This is a genomic window from Rhodopirellula islandica, from assembly GCF_001027925.1.
GTDB classification, from domain to species: domain Bacteria; phylum Planctomycetota; class Planctomycetia; order Pirellulales; family Pirellulaceae; genus Rhodopirellula; species Rhodopirellula islandica.
In genome coordinates this window covers 83,560-103,876 of sequence record NZ_LECT01000042.1, presented here as the reverse complement: position 1 = coordinate 103,876, position 20,317 = coordinate 83,560, and the positions used below count along the sequence as shown (strand labels likewise).

General features: G+C 56.8%; 12 protein-coding genes. 3 read left to right on the top strand and 9 right to left on the bottom strand.

Annotation, left to right across the window (positions count from 1 at the left end; all coding sequences use genetic code 11):
• The first annotated feature begins 29 nt into the window (after positions 1-29).
• Positions 30-1,322: a PQQ-like beta-propeller repeat protein gene (locus RISK_RS20135; protein ID WP_047816113.1), complete on the top strand. Its 1,293-nt coding sequence runs from the start codon at positions 30-32 to the stop codon at positions 1,320-1,322.
• Between the two features lie 9 nt (positions 1,323-1,331).
• Here the strand turns inward: RISK_RS20135 and RISK_RS20130 are convergent, their stop codons facing one another.
• The 4 genes from RISK_RS20130 to RISK_RS20110 form a co-directional block, all read right to left on the bottom strand.
• A complete protein-coding gene (locus RISK_RS20130) occupies positions 1,332-2,402 on the bottom strand; it encodes an aldo/keto reductase (RefSeq protein WP_201778958.1) in 1,071 nt (356 codons plus the stop codon).
• A gap of 751 nt (positions 2,403-3,153) precedes the next feature.
• Positions 3,154-3,657, bottom strand: coding sequence for a zf-TFIIB domain-containing protein (locus RISK_RS20120; protein ID WP_236696499.1), 504 nt, complete (start codon positions 3,655-3,657; stop codon positions 3,154-3,156).
• 252 nt (positions 3,658-3,909) lie between these two features.
• Positions 3,910-4,950: an extracellular catalytic domain type 1 short-chain-length polyhydroxyalkanoate depolymerase gene (locus tag RISK_RS20115; RefSeq protein WP_150122642.1), complete on the bottom strand. Its 1,041-nt coding sequence runs from the start codon at positions 4,948-4,950 to the stop codon at positions 3,910-3,912.
• Positions 4,951-5,071: 121 nt separating this feature from the next.
• Positions 5,072-8,557 carry an exo-alpha-sialidase gene (locus RISK_RS20110; protein WP_236696498.1) on the bottom strand — a complete coding sequence of 1,162 codons (3,486 nt, stop codon included), beginning with the start codon at positions 8,555-8,557 and terminating at the stop codon, positions 5,072-5,074.
• 382 nt (positions 8,558-8,939) lie between these two features.
• Here RISK_RS20110 and katG point away from each other — a divergent pair, with 382 nt between their 5' ends.
• Positions 8,940-11,378, top strand: coding sequence for a catalase/peroxidase HPI (katG, locus tag RISK_RS20105; protein WP_047816141.1), 2,439 nt, complete (start codon positions 8,940-8,942; stop codon positions 11,376-11,378).
• Positions 11,379-11,693: 315 nt separating this feature from the next.
• Here katG and RISK_RS20100 read toward each other — a convergent pair whose 3' ends face one another.
• Both RISK_RS20100 and RISK_RS33675 read right to left on the bottom strand, forming a co-directional pair.
• Positions 11,694-11,942, bottom strand: coding sequence for a hypothetical protein (locus tag RISK_RS20100; protein WP_047816140.1), 249 nt, complete (start codon positions 11,940-11,942; stop codon positions 11,694-11,696).
• 566 nt (positions 11,943-12,508) lie between these two features.
• Positions 12,509-12,739 carry a DUF1589 domain-containing protein gene (locus RISK_RS33675; protein WP_390173956.1) on the bottom strand — a complete coding sequence of 77 codons (231 nt, stop codon included), beginning with the start codon at positions 12,737-12,739 and terminating at the stop codon, positions 12,509-12,511.
• 56 nt (positions 12,740-12,795) lie between these two features.
• Between RISK_RS33675 and RISK_RS20085 the strand changes: the two genes are divergently transcribed.
• Positions 12,796-14,139, top strand: a complete 1,344-nt coding sequence (locus tag RISK_RS20085) for an MFS transporter (protein ID WP_053061247.1) — start codon at positions 12,796-12,798, stop codon at positions 14,137-14,139.
• Positions 14,140-14,577: 438 nt separating this feature from the next.
• On the opposite strand, the gene RISK_RS20075 is transcribed toward RISK_RS20085, so the two are convergent.
• The 3 genes from RISK_RS20075 to RISK_RS33155 form a co-directional block, all read right to left on the bottom strand.
• Positions 14,578-17,106, bottom strand: a complete 2,529-nt coding sequence (locus RISK_RS20075; RefSeq protein ID WP_083435076.1) for a DUF1588 domain-containing protein — start codon at positions 17,104-17,106, stop codon at positions 14,578-14,580.
• A 2-nt stretch (positions 17,107-17,108) separates the two neighbouring features.
• Complete coding sequence (locus RISK_RS20070; protein ID WP_047816136.1) at positions 17,109-18,428, bottom strand: DUF1552 domain-containing protein; 1,320 nt, start codon at positions 18,426-18,428, stop codon at positions 17,109-17,111.
• 432 nt (positions 18,429-18,860) lie between these two features.
• Complete coding sequence (locus tag RISK_RS33155) at positions 18,861-19,736, bottom strand: hypothetical protein (protein WP_236696497.1); 876 nt, start codon at positions 19,734-19,736, stop codon at positions 18,861-18,863.
• Positions 19,737-20,317 lie beyond the last annotated feature (581 nt).

Sequence of the window (20,317 nt, the reverse complement as noted above, 5' to 3'; positions counted from 1 at the left end):
ACCTCCGCCATCTTTTGCATCCACTTCCCATGATCCATTCCCGGTTCGGCAACCTTGCCGTTTGCATCGTTCTGTTGTCTGCCAGCGTTGTTGCGTTTGATTCGTCACACAACCGCGCCCATGCAGAGGAATGGAGCATTTTCCGAGGACCATCGGGCAACGGAATTGCAGACGCGGACGCCAGCGTTCCCACGGAATGGTCACCTGAGAAGAACGTTGCTTTTCGAACGGAGTTGCCCGGGGAAGGTTGGTCGTCTCCCGTGATTGCGAATGGGCGGATCTTCGTTTCGGCGGCGATACCCGCGGATTCAGAATCTGATTCGAGCAAGACAGAATTTGATCTTACGTTGATCGTTCTCGATGCGAACAGTGGCAAGCTGTTGAAGTCCGTTCCACTCATGCAGCAAACCGCCGAGAAGAGTGCCAGGATTCACAAGAAGAACTCCCATGCCAGCCCCACGCCGATCGTGGAAGGCAACCGCGTGTTCGTGCACTTTGGATATCAAGGAACGGCGTGTGTCGATCTCGATGGAAAACTGATTTGGAAGAACCGCGACCTGTTCTTCAAACCGGTCCACGGAAACGGTGGCACTCCGGTGTTGGTCGACGACAAGTTGATTTTCACGTGCGACGGAGCGAGCGATCCCAAGGTCGTTGCACTGGATGCCGCAACGGGCAAGATCGCGTGGGAAGTCAAACGTCCCATCGACGCCAAGAGGAAGTTTTCGTTTTGCACCCCGTTGACGATTGTGGTCGATGGGCAGAAACAAGTCATCGCGCCCGGCAGTGATTGTGTGTTGGCACTTGACCCCGCCAATGGCAATGTGATTTGGCAAGTGCGTTACTCGGGATACTCCGTGATCCCCAAACCGATCTACCACAACGGATTGGTCTATTTGTCGACCAGTTACGACACGCCCAGCATGCTGGCGATCGATCCGACTGGATCAGGTGATGTCACCGACACGCATCTGAAATGGTCGCTCAACAAGAATGTGCCCCACACCCCATCGATGCTCGCCGACGACGAGTTCATTTACTCGGTCAGTGACGATGGAATCGCGATGTGTGTGGAAGCGGCAACCGGCGACATCGTCTACAAGAAACGCGTGGGCGGTGGGTTTTCCTCGTCACCGATTTTGGTGGGCAACAAGATCTATTACACCAACGAATCTGGCGTGACGACCGTCGTGGCGACAGGTCCCGATTACAAGGTCCTGGCGGAAAACGATCTCGGCGAACGCACGCTCGCCTCAGCAGCCGTCGATGGCAACGCGCTGATCATGCGAACCGCCGACGCGATCTACCGGATCGAAGAGTAGTCCAAGGTCTCATGCCTTCGTGGGCGCGTTCTGGGCGATGAGCTTTTTCGATTTCAGTTCGTCCCAGAAGGCTCCGGGAATATCGACTTTCATCGCAGCCACATTCTCGTTCACCTGTTGAGCCGTTCGAGCACCAGGGATGATGGCGGACACCGTCGAGGGAGCCTCGGCAAATTGCAGAGCTGCGGTCTTGATGTCGATCCCGTGCCTGTTCGCGACCTCGTTGATTGCCGCGAATTTTTGCTTCATTGCATCTGGGATCAGGCTGGAATAGTTGAAGCGGTTTCGTCCTGCCAAGTAGCCGCCATTGAGTGGTGCTCCGACCACAGCGGAAATGCCATGCTCGTCCAGGAGCGGAAACGTTTTCTCCAGCGCTTCTTGATGTTCCAGAATCGAATACTGAAGTGCCAACAAACAGATGTCTGGGGCGGCAATGTCCACCGCTTTGTGGATCGCGTGGGGAGAGTTGATGCCAAATCCCCAGGCCTTGATGATGCCTTCCTCACGCATTTTGGTGAGCTCTGGCATGGCGCCTTTGGCGGCTTCGTCAAAGTACTTGAGCCAGTCTGCACCAAAGTCACTGTTCTGAGGTGAGAGGTCGTGAATGAAGACGATGTCGAGTGAGGAGACACCAATGCGTTGCAGGCTGTCTTCGACCGATCGACGCGTTCCCGCCGCCGTGTAGTCGTATCGGTAGTGAAAGGGAGAGTGGTTGGCCCAGTGCCATCGTTTGGGCAATGGTTCTGCCGAGGGTGTCAGGAGACGCCCCACCTTCGACGACAGAACATAGTCTTCCCGTTTTTTGTTGTGGAGCAAATCTCCAAACCGCCGTTCACTCAAACTCAGACCGTAAAACGGTGCGGTGTCAAAGTACCGGATCCCAGAATCCCAGGCTGCGTTCAGCATGGCGAGGATTTCTTCATCATTCGAAATGGTGTTGAATCCATTTCCGGCTGCGAGTCCGCCCAGTCCCATTCGGGATGTCGGGCGATAACGTCGGTCGTCGTCTGGGGGATTGGTGGGCAGCGCTTCGTTGGTATCCACCTGTCCCTTGGTCTTCATGACTTCGCCTGTGGACATTTGAATTTTCAACGCTTGGGCAGATGCGGGCGGGCTGATCAACGATCCAACTCCAAGTGCCGCGCTGGCGTGCAACAGGTTTCTTCGGGAGAACATAAGGTTTCCGGAAAGGATTGTGTGTGGAAGCGAGTTCGCAAACTGGATTGCGTTGGGTTCGAGGTGGATCCGACGTGCTTGGACAGCGACTGTCGGTCGTTTGCGCAGTGAGTCAATGGCGAGGATCCAATGGGGACCGCCATGCAAAGTGCATCACCAATCACAGCAGAGAGCGTTTGGCGAGCCTCGTGATTGGTGACCTCATCAACGGTGGGTGCCTCGCTGCCGTTATGTCTCGCTAGCGGCGATTTCAGTCGGATGGAAGACGCCGTCGAATGGTAGAAATCACGCATTCTTCATCGAGCGACGCCGATCAGGCGTACGCGAGGGTGAGGGCCGGACATGGGAAGTGGCGCGTGTTACCCTCCCCAGGGAAATCTCACTGAACGTCGTTGTCCGACCCCTACCGCTGCGGCTTGTCGATTGGGTCGTCCACGAGGTTTGAACGCCGGTAGGATCGGCAGTCTTGCCCGTCCAAGTTGCGGATGTCGGCCAAGAGTGGCCAACCGACAGCAAAATCGACGAGCCCGTTGCCAACGGGCGAGGTTCTCAATTTGTAGCGAGCACAGCACTTCAAAACTGCGCGACCTTTTTTAGGGTCGAGGTCGACGTCCATCACGCGTGCACGAGAGAGGACGCCGATGGGCGGGCGTTCTCAGCGCAGTCCGGGGGCTTCGGCGAGGGAGGTCACTTCGCCGCAGTCCAGCCAGACGGTTTCGCATCGGCTGCAGGAGTCAATCGCAACACGTCCGGGGCCGGCATAGAAAAAGGAGTCCATGGACAGGCAACACTTCGGGCACGCCAATCGCGAGTGGTGATCTCTGGGACCATCCAGAGCGGGGGCGAACTCTCCAGTTTGATCGGGACCCACGTAGGACTTTCGCCGCTCTCGAACCAGCGTCGCAAACGTGGCTTGATTCAAAAGGACGCCTTGGCATTTTCGGCAGCCTTCGATGGAGTGGGTGTCGATCGAGCCAATTTCCAACTGTGTGTCGTCACAGGTCAGGCAGGGTGTGTCCGACAACGTGCCAGTCAAAACGAGTCCGTCGCTGGAATTCGCGAGCGGCGTTTTGACGGCGAGGCGGGAACAGTAGTCACAGTAGTAGCGTCCTGAACGACCCATTCGTGACACGGGGGCACCGCAAGATTCGCAATTCATCGGGGTTTCTTCCATCATTCAATTGACGCGTGACGTTCCAGCAAACAGCTTTGCTGTTGGAAACGTGGGTCACGGAATGATTGGATGAGAACGAGTATTCACGTGCGGATTGGTGCATTGACGCCAAGACGTAACGATCCGGTTGGTTGTGACGGATGAATCGCATGTCACGAGCCCGCGAGTTTCCAAGAGACGCGGCAATGCAATGAATCCGAACCGCGAATGCTGGTCGGATTCGACGTCGGGGCGGATTCAACGCTCCGCTTTGTCCGCAGGTGCTTGGGGTTGCCGTGTGTGCTCTTGAAAGAAGTCCCAAATGAGGTCGAAGCCTTTGACGTCTTGGTTGGAATACCCAATCAGTCGAGCGGGAAAGTACTGCGAACCGCCAGGCAGACCATGTCCACCCCCGATGACTTTGTACAGCATCACGGCAGTGCCACGTTCGCCGCCCTCCCAAAGTTTGCTTTCGATGTGAGAGTGGTCTTCTTTGTTGGTGTCCGGTATCAATTCAATCTTCGGATCGGGTTTGGTTTGGTTGTGCTTCACCCACAACGAGACGGCTTCATCCGTTGAAATCGCAATTCCTCGCGGTGCGTCCTCGTGTCCTTTGACTTGGTTGAAACGATTCGTCAGAGGCTTGGCGACCGGCCCGCCATCGTAGGGAACCAGTCGATCCTCGGTGCCGTTCATGTAGAGGATCGAAACCGGTGATTTCGGTTCAAACTGTTTGCTGAGCGGTTCTCCCATCGTCGCGATGACCACCGCGACGGCAGCGAAAGTTTCGGAATGTTCGATCGCCAAACGCTGAGTCATGAAGCCACCGTTGGACACGCCGGTGGCAAAGATTCGGTTGCGGTCGATGGGATGTTCTTTGCACACCCGTTCGATCAAATCCATCACGAAGCCGACATCGTCGATGGTTTGGTCGTGTTCCGCGAACATGGGGGATTCGCGGCCATCGTTCCAGTGTTTGTCGATCCCGTTCGGATAAAGGACAATGAATCCTTCGCGGTCAGCGACAGGAGTCAGCCCCATGACAGAAGCCGTTCGCGAATTGCCGCCTCCGCCGTGCAAGCAAACGACCAGCGGGACTTTGGCGTCGGCGGACAGATTCTCAGGGACATGGATTCGGTATTCGCGATCCAAACCGTTGTGCTTCACCGAGACGCTTTCGCCGGTCGCTCCCGATCGCAAACGGAATTGGGCGAAACCGATGATCGATCCCAATGACACAACGGTCATCACGACTGCTGAGACAGTCAATCGAAGGAACATGGTTTTCTTGCGAGACATCGAGGGCACCACGGGATTTGTGTTGCTGTCCGAATTCTTGGCGAATCCGGCTACGGAGTGCGATCGCAACCGTAGTGGACGAGGTAACGAGTCGCTTGTGTGGGTTCAGTGATCGGACTCGTCAGAGCGGCTGCTTGTTCGTCGCCAGGTGTCTTTCGAAGAAGGCGAAGATCACCGAGTTGGAATCCGCGTTGGGCGAGTGATCCGGGCGATTCGTCATGGCCACGCGGTCATCGTGACCTAGTAACTGGTTGATGGCAACGCAATGGTTCAGGGCTTCCCAACGACGAATGGGATCGGCCGACCCGCCGGAAACCAGAAACGGTCGCGGTGCCATCAACGCGTGCAGTTCGTGCAAGTCGTGTCCCTTGGCCACCAATTTTGGGTACAGACCGCGGGCTGGATTGTCGGCGGTGATGAGACCTCGTTTGCGCCAAGGACGCGAATGATACCCCAGGTACCAAGGTTCCCAGTAGTTCACGCCGGACATCGATTCATCAAACACAATGCCGGGATCCGACCAGGCACCACAGGCAAATCGTTCGGAAAGACAGGCCGCGAACATCGCCCACTTTCCGCCGAAGGAATGGCCCACGACGCCAATCCGATTGGAGTCAACCTCGGGGCGATCTGCCAATACCTGCCAAGCGTTCGCAGCAGCGCAGGCTAGCATCGACAACGGCTGCACCGAGGCATCGTCAAGGGACGGATGGTACAGCGAATACGTTTTGGCTTGCGTTGCCTCCGTCGTGCCAATCGAAAGAGTCACGAAACCACGGCGAGCCAACTGCAGAGCGAAATCCCGATGGGGTTTGCCCTCGCCGATCGCTGTTTCGGGTTCGTAGTAGACCGTCAGGACGGCGGGCAAACCATTCGCTTCGGACCGTTCTGTGTTGGGGATCAAAAGGTACCCGGTTGTCTTCTCGTTTGGCGTCCAATGGAATTCAACGGTGTGCTTCGTCAGTGAATCGTCTTGTGTCGTGTCGATGATTCTGGCTTGGGGATCGCTGATCAACGCAGGCCATGTGCCCAGCATGGATTCCCACCGCGAGCGAATCTCTTCTCGCCTTGGAGGCCACTGGTTGGCTTTCGTGACCTGCGTCCCGTCGTCAAAGATCAGCGGGGATCGGTAGGCACCGAACTCGTCCGCCAGGCTCTTCGGCGGCTGGCTGTAAGCGGTGGGATCTGCTTTGATTCCCGGTGGGCTTTTCTGCGATGCAAGCTGATTCGGCTGGTTCCATTTCAGTTTGGCGATGTAGATTCGGTTGTTGCTGCCGTGCTTTTCAACTCCCGCAGGTTGCATCCATTCCGCAACCGTCACCCAGGTCTCATTCTCTGAGTAGCGAGTGACGCCAAAGTTGCCCAGTCGGGCTCCGTGTTCCGGAACCAACACTCGCTCGGTCGATCGAATGACCTGCAGCGTTTCTGGGTCCACCTGAGCGATGAACAGCGGGGCGCGATGTCGAAACACATGGTCGTTGTTTGCGCCTCGACGCGTGTAGACCAAGAACAGCCCGTCGCTGTGAGTCACCCAGTGTTGCTGGGTGTTGTAGTTGCCCAGTTCTTGACCGTCGTCAAACGTCCAACGTTGAGCAGTTTCGAAATTCAGACCGTCATCGCTGACGGCGACATAACCATGTTGGTCATTCCGGAGCGTCAAGTAGAATCGCCCGTCAAAGTGGGTCAACGAGGGCTCGTACAAACCTCGGTCCACCGGGATGGTCAATGCGTTTCCATGGTCGATGTAGTGCAACGTTTCACCATCGAAACGACAGCGAACAATGATCGACGAGAACTGCTTTTGGTGGGGCTCTTTGCAGTAAACGGGAACCAGGACGTCTCCGCCCGGCAAGTCAACTCGCTGGGCACTGCCGGAACCAGCGTTGCGGAAGCGTGGCTCGTCGGGTAGTTCGACGACTTTCCAATCGTTCCATGTTTGATTCTCTGGGTTGACTACGCCGTAGGCGATCCCGCGAGGCCGTACATGCATGACACGATTGTTTCGGTACCAAACCGTTTGCCCGATCCCAAGCAAACGCTGGCTTGCCGCATGCCACTGGGGGACGAAATCGCAAACGGTTGTTTCATCGCCTTCTTGCAGCAAGTCTTGGGAGCCTTCACCACCGCGAGGGATGATGTCACGCTGAAACATTTGGCGAGAAAACGAATCGATGGGGCTAAGTTTCGACCAGGTGTCAGAACCCGCAGACTGGCGAGATTCATGCAAGCGATAGAAGACATCCGACCCCGAGAGCAACAACTTCTGGGTGGTCATCACCGCGGTAGGGTCGCTGTTCTGTGTGGGAATCACACCGACACGGGCGTGCACCCAGCACTCCTTGCCTTCAAACCCTTCCTCGGCGACTTCCAGTGACACCGAATAGTCCAGGTCGTCCGTGTTCAAGTTTTCGGCATTCTGTCCGTCAGTGGTCGAGACCTCGTCGCCTTCGTAGAACCACGAGACCGGAATTCGCGTGACTTGCAACGAATTCAATCTTGGGTACTCGCAGTGCGCCAGCAGCACATGATCGTCAACAAACTCGATTGCGGTGTAGCAGTACCAACCTTCCGGATCCGTTCCCACGTTGCGAATGTTTTGCCACGTTTTGCCATCGTCCTTTGAGATCGCGGCGGTGAAAGGGCGACGTCCGACGGGTTGCTTCTTGGCCAAGTCGTCGTCGCCGTTGTTCCACAGCATCAACAAGTCACCCGTCGATGGAATCCGTTCGATTGAGGCGGGGGAAACCGTGGGCTGAGTGAAGGAGGATCGTGTCAGCTCGGACCAAGTCTCTCCTTGATCGTTTGAATAGGAGAGCAATTGGCAGTCACCGCTGCGACAGAACATCATCAGTCGACCATCGCTGAGTTCGACGACGCCGGGTTCCTGTGCCAAGGATTCCGACGACAACGCACTCTTGCTGCGTTGCCACGTTGCGCCTCCGTCGTCAGATAGGTAGCAAACCATCTCGGCCGACTTTCGATAACCGGGCCAACCGACTTGATAGTGAACCGCGAGTGGAGCGACCAATCGCCCGCTGCGAAGTTGGATCACACGGTCATTGTTCAGAATTTGGTAGGAGGGGATTTCCTTCGGAACAATCCGAGTTGGATCGGACCAAGTTTCACCTTCATCGGAGCTGGTCCGCATCAAGATGTCATTCAAGAACAAATGATTGGCTTCGGGCGTCGGATCGTACTTGCGGATGTAGAACAACCCGATTCGGCCATCTTGCAATCGCAATAGTGAGACCGACATCAGGTTCGAGTCATCTGCACCACGTTCGATCACCGGCACATCTTCCTTGGTCCAGGTCACGCCGTTGTCGTTTGACACGCGCGATACCAATTCCGCTGGAGCATGGTCTCCTGCACCGACAAACTTGGTGTAGACCAGCAGCAAGCGTCCGTCTTTCAACCGGACAAAGTCACCTTCGCTGTTGCGAGCATTTCCAGTGCGAGGCTCGATTCGCAGGATCTTTTCCACTCCTGCGGGCACCCCGGTCGGCGGTCGCTGGGCCACGCCAGTGATGCAGATCAGCGTGCCCACCAGGAAGGCTGGGAATGCGAGGAGGGACCGGGCATGGGAGATCATCGTTGGCCGTGGCATGCAGCTTCCATTCGGTGGGAGATTCGTCGCGGCGTTCATTCCGGCGGATGTCCAGTTCAGCGGAAAAGATCCACTGAATCGGTCAAAACGCAACGAGGTTGGGGCGGGTGGCAAACAGGCGGGATCGCTTTCGCGATGGAGGTCGCATGATAGTGCATTTTGAGCGTCCGAAGCAGTTTTGCATGGCGTTTTCCTGTACCGACGCGGTGTTGCGGCATTCCGCTCCCTACAGGCATGGACATGTCATGCGTTCCGTGCATGACCCAGATGCAGTAAATGCATTGGACGTTTCGTCTCGCCGCCCGATACTAGAGACGTGCCCCACCTTCCCGAAGTGAATCAGCTCGGGACCAGTTTGCAACTTTTTTTGAGGACGCGGACCATGAACTCCACCGACAACAAGACAACCCAACAACCAACGACGGCCGAAGTCTGCCGGCAATTCGCGAGACGACTGTATCGCAGCCCCGTGTCGATTCGACCGCTCGCGCTGACGATTGGATGTTTGGCCGCTTCAAGCACCGCAGGGTTGATGGCGCAGGGAACCGGAGCTGCACCTTCCACTTCGCAAGCCGACGCGATCAGTCAGTGCCCCGTGATGGGCAACCCGGCTGGTCCGAATCGGCACACGGTCAACGGAGCGATGGGCAACGGTGATTGGTGGCCGAACCAATTGAACCTCGACATGCTGCATCAGAACTCGATGAAGAGCAATCCGATGGGGGCGGACTTTGACTACGCCGCCGCGTTCAGTTCATTGGATTTGGAAGCGGTCAAAACGGACATCAAGGAATTGATGAACACCTCGCAAGATTGGTGGCCATCTGACTACGGTCACTACGGGCCCTTGTTCATCCGCATGGCCTGGCACAGCGCCGGGACCTACCGTGTTTCGGATGGCCGGGGCGGAGCATCCGATGGCACGCAACGCTTCGCACCGCTGAACAGTTGGCCTGACAATGCGAACCTGGACAAAGCCCGCCGATTGCTCTGGCCAATCAAGCAGAAATACGGCAGCAAGATTTCGTGGGCGGATTTGATGGTGTTGACTGGCAACTGCGCTCTCGAAGACATGGGCTTCGAAACGTTTGGTTTTGCTGGCGGTCGAGAAGACGTTTGGGAACCACAGAAGGATGTCTATTGGGGACCGGAAACAACCTGGCTGGGTGACAAACGCTACAGCGATGATCGAGACCTGCAAAACCCCTTGGCGGCTGTGCAGATGGGATTGATCTACGTCAACCCGGAAGGTCCCAACGGGAAACCCGATCCAATCGCGGCGGCCAAGGACATTCGCGAAACGTTCGCTCGCATGGCAATGAACGATGAGGAAACCGTTGCCTTGATCGCTGGCGGTCATACGTTCGGCAAATCTCACGGGGCGGCGACTCCCGAAGGCAACGTCGGGCCCGAACCGGAAGGCGAAGGCTTGGCCGCGCAAGGTTTGGGGTGGATCAACACGCACGGAACCGGGAACGCAGGCGACACGATCACCAGCGGTTTGGAAGGTGCGTGGACATCGACGCCGGCCGAGTGGTCGCATGGCTACTTCGAAAACCTGTTTGGCTACGAATGGAAACTCGTCAAGAGTCCCGCCGGTGCTTGGCAGTGGACGCCCACCGACGAGAACGCCAAGGGCACCGTGCCGGATGCCCACGACGCATCGAAATCACACGCACCGATGATGTTCACGACTGACTTGGCTCTCCGCATGGACCCGGCGTACGGGAAGATCTCCCGTCGTTTCCATGACAATCCAGAGCAGTTTGAAGAAGCGTTTTCGAAAGCGTGGTACAAGCTCACTCACCGTGACATGGGCCCGGTCTCGCGATTGCTCGGGGACAGTGTTCCTGAACCACAACTGTGGCAGGACCCGGTTCCCGAAGCCACCTTCGATGTGATCGGAACGAAAGAGATTGAGCAGCTCAAGCAGAAAGTTCTGGCGACCGGATTGTCGTCCTCGCAATTGGTTTCCACCGCCTGGGCATCGGCCTCGACTTTCCGCAACAGCGACATGCGTGGCGGAGCCAACGGGGCTCGCATTCGCTTGGCTCCGCAGAAGGATTGGGACGCGAACGAACCCGCTGAATTGGCAAAGGTGCTTTCAACTTTGGAAGCCGTGCAGAAGGAGTTCAACGGGTCGCGGAAAGACGGGAAACAGGTTTCCATGGCGGACTTGATCGTCTTGGGCGGCTCCGCCGGAATTGAAGCCGCGGCGATGAAGGCGGGACATGCGATCCAAGTCCCGTTCACCCCTGGGCGAACCGATGCGACGCAGGCGATGACCGACGTGGAGAGCTTTGAACCGCTGAAGCCAATCGCGGATGGATTCCGCAACTATCAAGGTCACAACGCAGACCGTCCCGCTGAAGAGATGCTGGTCGACAAAGCCAACTTGCTCTCGTTGACCGCACCTGAAATGACCGTCTTGGTTGGTGGCATGCGTGCTCTGGATACCAACGCCGGTGCCGGTCCGCTCGCTGACTTGGGCAAATTGACCAAACGTCCCGGTGCGTTGACGAACGACTTCTTCGTCCACTTGCTGGACATGAACACGGTCTGGAAACAGTCACCGATGTGCGAGCACTTCTTCGAGGGACGTGATCGCGAAACGGGCAACGTGAAGTGGACGGCCAGCCGAGTGGATCTCGTCTTCGGATCCAATTCGCAGTTGCGAGGGATCGCGGAAGTCTACGCCAGCGAAGATGTGAAGGAAAAGTTCGTTCAGGACTTCGTGGCTGCGTGGACAAAGGTCATGAACCTTGATCGGTTCGATGTCAAAGACACAGCGTCGGATGACACGCAAGTCGCCGCGAAATAGCACGCCGACCTTCGTGGCTGAGGTGGCGAGTCCTGCTTGGGGACTCGTCACCTTCCGTTGGCTCGCATGCATCTCGCGTCGCTGAGCTAGGCAAGGTGGTCAATATGCAGGTGGGGAGGAATCATCGGACACAACCTTGTGAGCCGTGTGGGCGTTCGCCTGGGTTGTATGTGGGAGCAATGACGCGTGCGACCTACTTAATAGCGGACGATCGTCAATCAGGGCGCGTTGGTTGGAACCCGCTCGTGTTCCAGGTAGTCAGGTGCCTGGCGGCTCTCGAAGCTTGGCTGCGTCAGGCTTGTAGGGGACGTCTTCTTAGGTCGTTGCGAACGCAATTGCTCCCACCCCAAGTCTGGCGATGAAACCGATTGTGAGCATCAGGACCGGGATCTTCAGTTCTTGGTAGTTCAGGAACCCGTAGATCAAACAGAGCGGCGAAATGATCAAGCACCCAAGGCCCCAGAGAATTTCGCCTTCGCTGAAAGCCATCACCGTGATCCAGAGCCAGCCGATCACGCTGGCGGCCATCGCGGTCATGGCCAAGATGTTGAGAAGAATTTCCATGAACGATTCCAGGTGCCAAGACAATGAGGAGGACGCCAAGTCGAAAGACGACAAACAGGCATTGTAATGTGTCTTCCCCGGCGGAGGGGGCTGGTTGCCCAGGAAAGTGCGACGCAGGAGTCGTTGTGATTGTCACTCCTTCGTTGGGTTCTGATTGCTCGCTTGGGATTGCTGTTGGCGTGCACGGTCGATCAGGGAAGACAGGCCCGCCGAGAGGGTCCAAATGATGGAAATGCTAACCAAACCAGGAGCAGCTCTTTCGATCATTCCGAACCAGCCGAACTCTTCAAGCAAACTTGGGAGGTTGCCTTCGGAATCAGGAGTTCGATGACGCGGGATCACCGGAGCGACGAACCAAGCGACAGGCGGTGCGACCAAGAGCGACCAGAAAAATCCGTTGCGACAACCGATGAAAAAGGCATGTGCGAGGGAACGGCTTTCTGACTTTCGCTCACCTTCATCTGGAATCGTATGTGGTGGTTGGAACGGATCCGGTTTCGAATGTGGTTTGCTTTTGTCGTTCATGAAAATCGCAAATCGCGTGTTGGTTCCGTCATCGTTTTCTTTCATTGAAGACGTAGGCCAGGTTGTACCTGGCGATGGTGGCTGGCCGGTGGGTTCGCCATCATGATGGATGGTTGGTTTGTGATCACGCCTCGCTTGGTTCCAAAGCATTGGCTGGGTTGCCATGTGGAACATGGCCTACGGGAGGATGCATCATGTGGGGGTTCATTGGGGCGATGGTTTGGGTTGCTTCGATCGGTTGGGGTGGCCTGTCTGTCAATCCCCGCTGACATGATCGCAGAGGGAAGATCCAATGCAACGCTTCGAATTCGATGCATTGATCAAGTGTATGAAATCTGACCAACACGATGTCGAACGCTCCCCGCGTTCAAGGTTCGCGAATTTTCCCTTCGATCCATCTGCGGTGCCATTCTTTTACGGAACGGTGGTGTTGGTGTGTGGAACGCTGGGCGTTTTGGCGAGTGCGCCGGGACAAACCGTTGGTGTTTCGGTTTTCACGGATTTTCTGATCGAGGCACATGAGTTGTCGCGAAGTTGGATCAGTTTCGCTTATTTGGCTGGAACAATCGGCAGCGCGGTGTTGATCAGTCGAGCGGGACGTTACTACGATCGGTTTGGCGGAAGATGGGTGTCCGCCGGTTCGGCCGCGATGTTGGCTCTGGTGCTGATGGCCATGAGCTTCTCGGACGTGATCGCGGGGGCCGCCGCATCCGTCTTGCCCGGTTCCTATCGAAATGGTGTGTCGTTTGCTGTTTTGACCCTTGGTTTCTTTGCGATGCGATTTTTCGGGCAAGGCATGCTGACGTTGTCGTCTCGCAACATGGTTTTGGAGTGGTTTGAACAGCGGCGTGGGATGGCGCTGGCGTTCATCGGTATTTCGATTGCATTCGGCTTTTCAATCACGCCCGCGTTTTTCGAGTGGTTGATTCAGCGGGGCGGATGGGCCTGGGCATGGCAGACGATCGCGATCATCGTGGCTGTGTTTTCGCTGCTCGCGGTGGTCTTTGCCCGATCGCGTCCCGAGGAACACGGCATGCTGCCCGACGGACCGTTTGCGAAGGAGAATCGCAAAGCACACGCGGAAACGTTGAGTGGACGGGATTTTACACTGTCGGAAGCCCGACGAACGTACAGCTTTTGGGTGTTCACTTTCAGTGTGGTGTTGTCGGGATTGTTGCTGACAGCGTTCTCGTTCCACGTCGTGTCGATTTTTGCGGACGCGGGGATGTCACGTGCCCGGGCGGTTTCGATCTTTGTTCCCGCGGCATTCGTCAGCGTGGTGGTCGAATTCGTCGGCAGTTGGCTCAGCGACTTTGTCAAATTGAAATACCTCGCGATGGTGCAATCGCTTGGCAGTTTGATCCTCGCGTTGAGCCTCTCGTTCTTGGACGCGAACATCTCCGTTGTGTTCGTCGTGTTGGGGATGGGGTTGATGCAAGGCATGTTCGGCATCATTTCGGGTGTCACCTGGCCTCGTTTTTTCGGTCGCATGCACCTGGGTGCGATCTCGGGGTTCTCGACGTCGATCGTCGTCGCGGGGACCGCGATTGGTCCTTACCTGTTCAGTGTTGCGCACGATCAAGTCGGCGTGTATCGACCGGCAACGTTGCTGTGTGCCGTCGCGGCCGTGTTTCTGATCGCGGCGTCCTGGCGAGCCGATCGCCCGGTGTGAAATTGAAACGCATCGGTTTGGCAGTTGGCCTTGGTGCTAGCCCGTTGGGCAACGCAGAGTGTCGCAATGATTTTGACGCAGAGATGCAGAGATGCAGAGATGCAGAGATGCAGAGATGCAGAGATGCAGAGATGCAGAGATGCAGAGATGCAGAGATGCAGAGATGCAGAGATGCAGAGGCATCACAAGCGGGGAGGGCGGGCAGCCATGAGTTTGGCCGTTGGCCAAAGGGGCGAGCGTGTATGCATCAGTCCTGGGACGTTGTCCCAGGCTACGTTGAACAAGGCCGTTGGCCTTGGGGCATGAGCCAGTACATCGCCCCGGAGGGGCCGTCGAGTGGAATCGTTGTGTCCTGATTGACGCTCGCAACGGCCCGCTTCCGGCACGCGGAACTCCAAGCCACAAGGCAATGCTCGCGTTCTTGTTGACCTAATTGGATCAGTGCGCGGCGACTAACTTTGCTTCGCTTCGTGTGCGATACAGAAACGCGTCGGAGGTCAGCAATGATACCAGCAGGGCTTTCATGCTGCCGTTGTTGTCCCGGTACGCTTGATGGGCGGCTTGCAAAACGGGAGCGTCGTTGAGCGTCTCGTTGCGACCCATCCAGAACCGAAACGCGTGGCGGACGAACACTTGTTCGGCACGTTCGCTTTCGGCCAGCCTTTGAATCAGCTCGAAGGCGTTCGCGACTTTGCCGTCCAGTTCCGGATCTCCCGAATCGATGATCTCGCCCGTCGTGTCGACGGGCTGGCGATGTTCCAGTTCTCGATACAGTCCCGCGTGGTTGTACATTTCAAACGGAAACCCGAGCGGGTCCATTTTGCGGTGGCAGGTCCAGCAGTAGTCTTCGCGTGTCACTCGCATGCGTTCGCGAAGCGATGTGCGTGGTTCGTCCGGCAACATCGCATCGACCGTGATCGGAACATCGGGAATGCAGCCTCCAATCAGTCGTTCTTGAATCCAACGACCGCGACGAATCGCGTGATTGTCCATCGCGTCGGAGTGCGACACCAACCAACTCGGATGCGTCAGGATACCGAGACGTTGACCTCCGGGGACCGTCGCCAAAGTGCGTTCGGGCTTCATGGATCCGCGTCCAAAGCTGCGACGACTCACGCGAGCGAAAATGGCGGGGCCCGTGAGCTTGGCTTCCGTGACGGCGTGGTTGATGTTGGGTTTCTTGGCGGCTGGTTTCTCCTCCGGTGGTTCTTTGCCGGGGTTAGCCTTTTTCCACTCCGCCAACTGGATCGCTGCTGCTTTGGCTGCTTCCTTCGCGGCCGCTTTCTGGGCCGCGACCGAGGCAGCGATCTCTTCTCGCGAACGTTGCTTGCCGAAGTAGACGTTGTCATATTTGCCTGCCACCACTTTGTCCGTGGTCAGCAGTTGTTTCAGTACATCGGTGTCCTCTTCCAGGATCAATTCGATCAAACGATCGGTGCTCGCGGTCGCGTCGAACATTGCGTTGTAGTGGACGACGCCCTTGTTGTTCACACCGGTCTCGCCCAACGCCCTGGTGTCTTTGCAGATGTAGCCGCCAAGGTCGTAGTCAAAGTACTCGCGGAAGAATCGGAGGATGCGAGGTTTGCGAATGCTGTCATCTTCGAGCATCCGCACGACTTCCCGCTTCACGTCCTCACGCGTTCGCATGCGTCCGTCCACGATGGCTTGCCGTAGCACGTCGTCGGGTTGCAGGTAACGCAGGGCATGGTTCATCGCCAAACCCAATTCCCAGTCTTGCAGCATGACGCGTCCGTGGCGGTCGGCTTGGCCGTTCTTTACCAACTCGGGCCGGAACAGAGCGTCACGATCGAGAAAGATCGATGACAATCCAAGGACCGCGCCGTCGTTTGTGCCCAGCTTGTCAATCGCTTGCTCGAGGATCGCCAAGTAGGCGTCCGATTCGATCGGGGTGGGCGGACGGAAGGTCAAGGCTTCGAACAGGAAGTCCACCGCGGCACGCATCCGTTCCTCGGTGATCTCGTCCGCTTGCATGAGATCATAGACCGGCGTGAGTGGACGCAGGACTTCGGTGCTGTAGACCAAACTGGTGGGCAGGCCGCGAAGGTCGCCCTTCATTTTGTCGGCGATCGACTGGGGATCGTCGGTGATTTGATACGGTTCCGCGATGCTGAGTGGCCCGTCGGCCATGTATCGAATGATCTCGCTGGCGATTCCCATGATCTGGGTCGCTTCGGCGCTGTTGACGGTCGTGAAGTCGGGATAGTTTTCCAATCCATGATCACGAGCCGATGAGAGGACCGCGGGCACGCTCTTGACAGACGTGGCGTAGGCGACTGTGCCTCCCTGCCACTTGATGATGCGATCGACACCGAAGTACAGCTTCAGTTCGCCGCCGTGGTTGGTGGGGACGACGTCCCCGTGCGTGCGAAGTCCCGGTTTGGATGGATCGTATTGCGGTTCTGAGTTGATCAACTCGTTCAGCCGCGTGATGTGCTCTTGAGGGGTGACACGCCAGATTCGAGCCGGTGAAGAGGTGGGCTTCAGCTGAATGCCATCGGGCAAAGAACCAAAGAGCAATTCGTGATCGAGGAAGTTGCCTTTGTTGGGATCACGGTGAGCGTGGAAACCACCCTTGTCCTGCATCGCTCGTGAGAGTTCGTCGACGATCCAATCGGAGAACTTCAATCGCTCGATCACTTCGGGCTGCGTCATGTCCGGCGGCGGCATCTCCTTCAAGCTGACCTGTGCCCAGACGCTGGTCCAAACACTGGCGTTGATCTCGTCGACCGGCCCCAAGTTCTCTAGCGAAAGATCGCCTTCCGGATCGGACTCGCCATGACAGTCGATGCAGTGATTGACAAGAAACGGTTCAGCAAACGCAGCGTAATCTTGGTCAACTGATTCACCAGGTGTGTATGTTTCGGCAATGGCCAGGGGGCGGATGCCAAACAGCAGGCACGCGATCGCAAGCAGGCGTCCGCAATCACTTCGGGAGGACTTCCACATGCTTACGCCAACACTTCCTTGAGTGGTCCGGTGCTGTCGTCAAACTTCTTCGCCATTTTGTCGTCCATGTTGAAGCGGTCCACGTTTTGGCCGGCGGCTCGCAACAGCGAGGTGTAGAGCGCGTTGATCGGACGTTTGCCTTCGACCTGTGTGAAGCATCCGCTCTTGAAGGCGCCGTCGAAGTTGCCCAGCAACATGACGGGCCAATTGGCTCCGTTGGTGTGCTGTTTGTCGGCGTTGTTGCTGGTGTACACGATCACGGTGTTGTCCATCATCGTGCCGCTTCCCTCTGGCACGCTGTCCAGTTTTTCCATGATCCGGACCAGCATGCGACTGTTGTATTGGCGAATCTTGATCCAGATCGGATTGTCAGGTTGGTCCATGTGGCCCAAGTTGTGCCCTTGTTGATCGATCCCGAGGCCCTTCCAGGCACCGAAGATTTCGCCACGGCCCGACCCGATGGTCAGCGTGTTGGTGATTCCCGATGTGAGAGCTGAGATGCCCAGGTCGAGCAAGCAATCGTGCCAGTCGGTTTCAAATTCCGGGTTGGTGTATCGATCATCCACCTTCGGAGCGAATTCGCGCAAGTGATCCGAAACGGTGTCGAGACGATCACGCAAACCGTTGACTTCTTGGAAGCCTTGGACGTATTGCCCGTAGCGTTGTTGATCGGAGGCTGGCAGCGATTGGCCCTTGGCCGCGGCCAACAATTCGATTTGGCTCAGCACGCTCGAACGGGCTTCGTGCTGCAGCCGAATCTCGCCGGATGAGATGCCGCCGTAAAGCATCTGATAGAGATGATTCGGATTCGAATGCATGAAAATCGGTTGGCCCGCACCGCTGGCGGACAGAGTCGCGATCGTCGGTTTGGTCTTCATGTTCTCGATCGAGTCCATGCCGATGCACAAATGTGGCAGCAGTGTTTCCGGTAGAACTTTGCTCAGTTCATAATCGATCGTCGAGCCACTCGGCGGCACCCCGTCACTGCCACGGTACCCACCCAGTGCGCCAAAGAACGCACTGTGCGAGGGGCTGGTGTGAAGTCCGTGCAGACCGTTGATGATGTGCAGTCGTTCTTTGTAGGGCTCCAGAGCGCTGATGGGTTCAGGCAATTTGGCTTTCGCCAGGGACCCACTGTGCTTCATCCCAGCCGGGATGCAGGTCTTGGGATCGAAGCCCTGGTTCTGCATGAAGAAGATGACCCGCTTGGGAGTCGTGTTTCCGATGGGGGATGCCAGAAGACGCTCGGAAAGAAGCGGGGCACCCATGGCTACACCGGCGCCTGCTGCGAATCCTTGCAACAAGTTTCTACGACTGAGCATGATCGAACTTTCAACTTGGTTCACGGTCGATTGTTTTGAATCAACAGGTCTGACCGAATTCAAACGATCGTCCGACGGTGCATCCAAGTTTCATTGCTCCGAGCGCAAGCGTCTCGGGCATGAAGGCGACAACGACACGCAAGCGTGGGTTGGCAAACGGTGGAGGGGGCAAGGCAGGACGATGGTGAGAGCGACGGAGCGCTGCTGGAGTCAATTTCTATAGCCTAGCTGTCTCGCCGGTTGCCACAACAGAGTTTTCGTGTGCGAAAACATTGGGGCCTTGATGACGGGGTATCGCCAAGCTACCGGAGACCATTTTACCACTATTGAGCGAGGTTTGACAGGTTTTGTGCTAGGGCGGCATTTAGGAGCCTTTCAAGGCCTTTCGGCCCGGCAAAACGTATTCAGACGGAAACCCAGCGGAAGCGACCATCAGATCAGAATGTAGATCTGAGCGTCGGCCAAATCGCGGCTTCCCAGTTCAGCGAAGATGCTGTCGAGTTCTTCGTGGATCAGGCAAAGTGAGGAATCTTCGTCCTCGGTTTCTTCTGTGACCACCGAATCGAGATCGATGACCGTGGTCTCGCTAGCCGTCTCGGTTGATTCATCGAGGTCATCGATTTCGTCGGTGAAATCAATTTCGTCGGTAGAATCTGACTCGTCGGTCACTTCTGACTCGTCACTTGCTTCTGAATCCAAATCGGTTACGAGGGTGGTGTCCTCCTCTTCGACGATCTCATCCGCTTCCGTGTCATCGACCAGTTCAGAGTCCACATCGGTTTCGTCTGTTTCGTCGGTGGCCAGGTCGTCGGTCGATTCGTCCGAGAGTGAATCGGTCTCGTCGATGGTTTCGGTTGTGTCCGCTTCGGTGTCTTCATCGACACAGACGCCCTCTTCACCCATCGTGTCGGCGTTCAGAGCGTCGGACGTCATGCCGGGATGATGAGGTCCCCGTCGTGGGTGAGGCCGATGGCCAGGATCGCCCTCCGTTTCGGTTGAGGCGTTGTCTTGATCGAGTTCTTGTTCGAGGCTGGCGTCCTCACTTGTTTCATCGCTTGCAGTGTCTTGTTCTTCTACGATGCTGTCGACGCTGTCTTCAAGTTCGTCGTTCGCCTCGGTTGCGGATTCGATCGCGGCCGAATCGATGTCTTCGATCGTGCTGCCGGCGACGGCGGAGGCGATTTCGGCGACCTCTTCGGTTGCCAGGTCGTCGGTCGCAGCATCCACGCCCATGCATCCAGCGAGGACACGACGATTTTCAAGGTTTTGGACGAACAAGCGACGACGGTTGGGGACGCGACGTTTCATGACTGTGTTCCTCGGTGGAGTCAAATGGAAAATGGTGCGAACCAAAACGTTCGCCATCATGAAGGGGACCGTCTGTTTCCGTGTTATCACGAGAATGCAACCGACGGACGACGAAGCGATTGGCTGTGTGACAATTCGGGTTGGCATTTGTCCTTCTTGTAAGTGGGGATTGTTTCGCCGCCTTTTTAAACTTGCTTTTCAAACGCCGCCGAGGGAGCGTGATATGGCCGTCAACCATCGGACTGAATGGGCTGGGGGGCTGGTCTTGGTTCTGCTCATCACCCCTCTGGGAATGGCGGAGGATCCGGTCGCCGGACGAGAGTTGTTTGAGCAGGAATGGGTGTTTGTCGAACGAGAACCAACGTTCGCTGAATTTGACACTGTCGGACCGATGTCTTTGCCGAGAAGGAGTGGAGGCGAACATCGGATGAGACACGGGCGTCGTCCGCCGCACCATGAAGAGGGGCGGCATTGGACGTCCGCACGCCAAGTCGATGCGCAGAGTTTCCCTGCAGATGGGTTGGGCCCGATGCACAACGCTGTTTCATGTGCCGCGTGTCATCCCGGCGGTGGGGCATCAG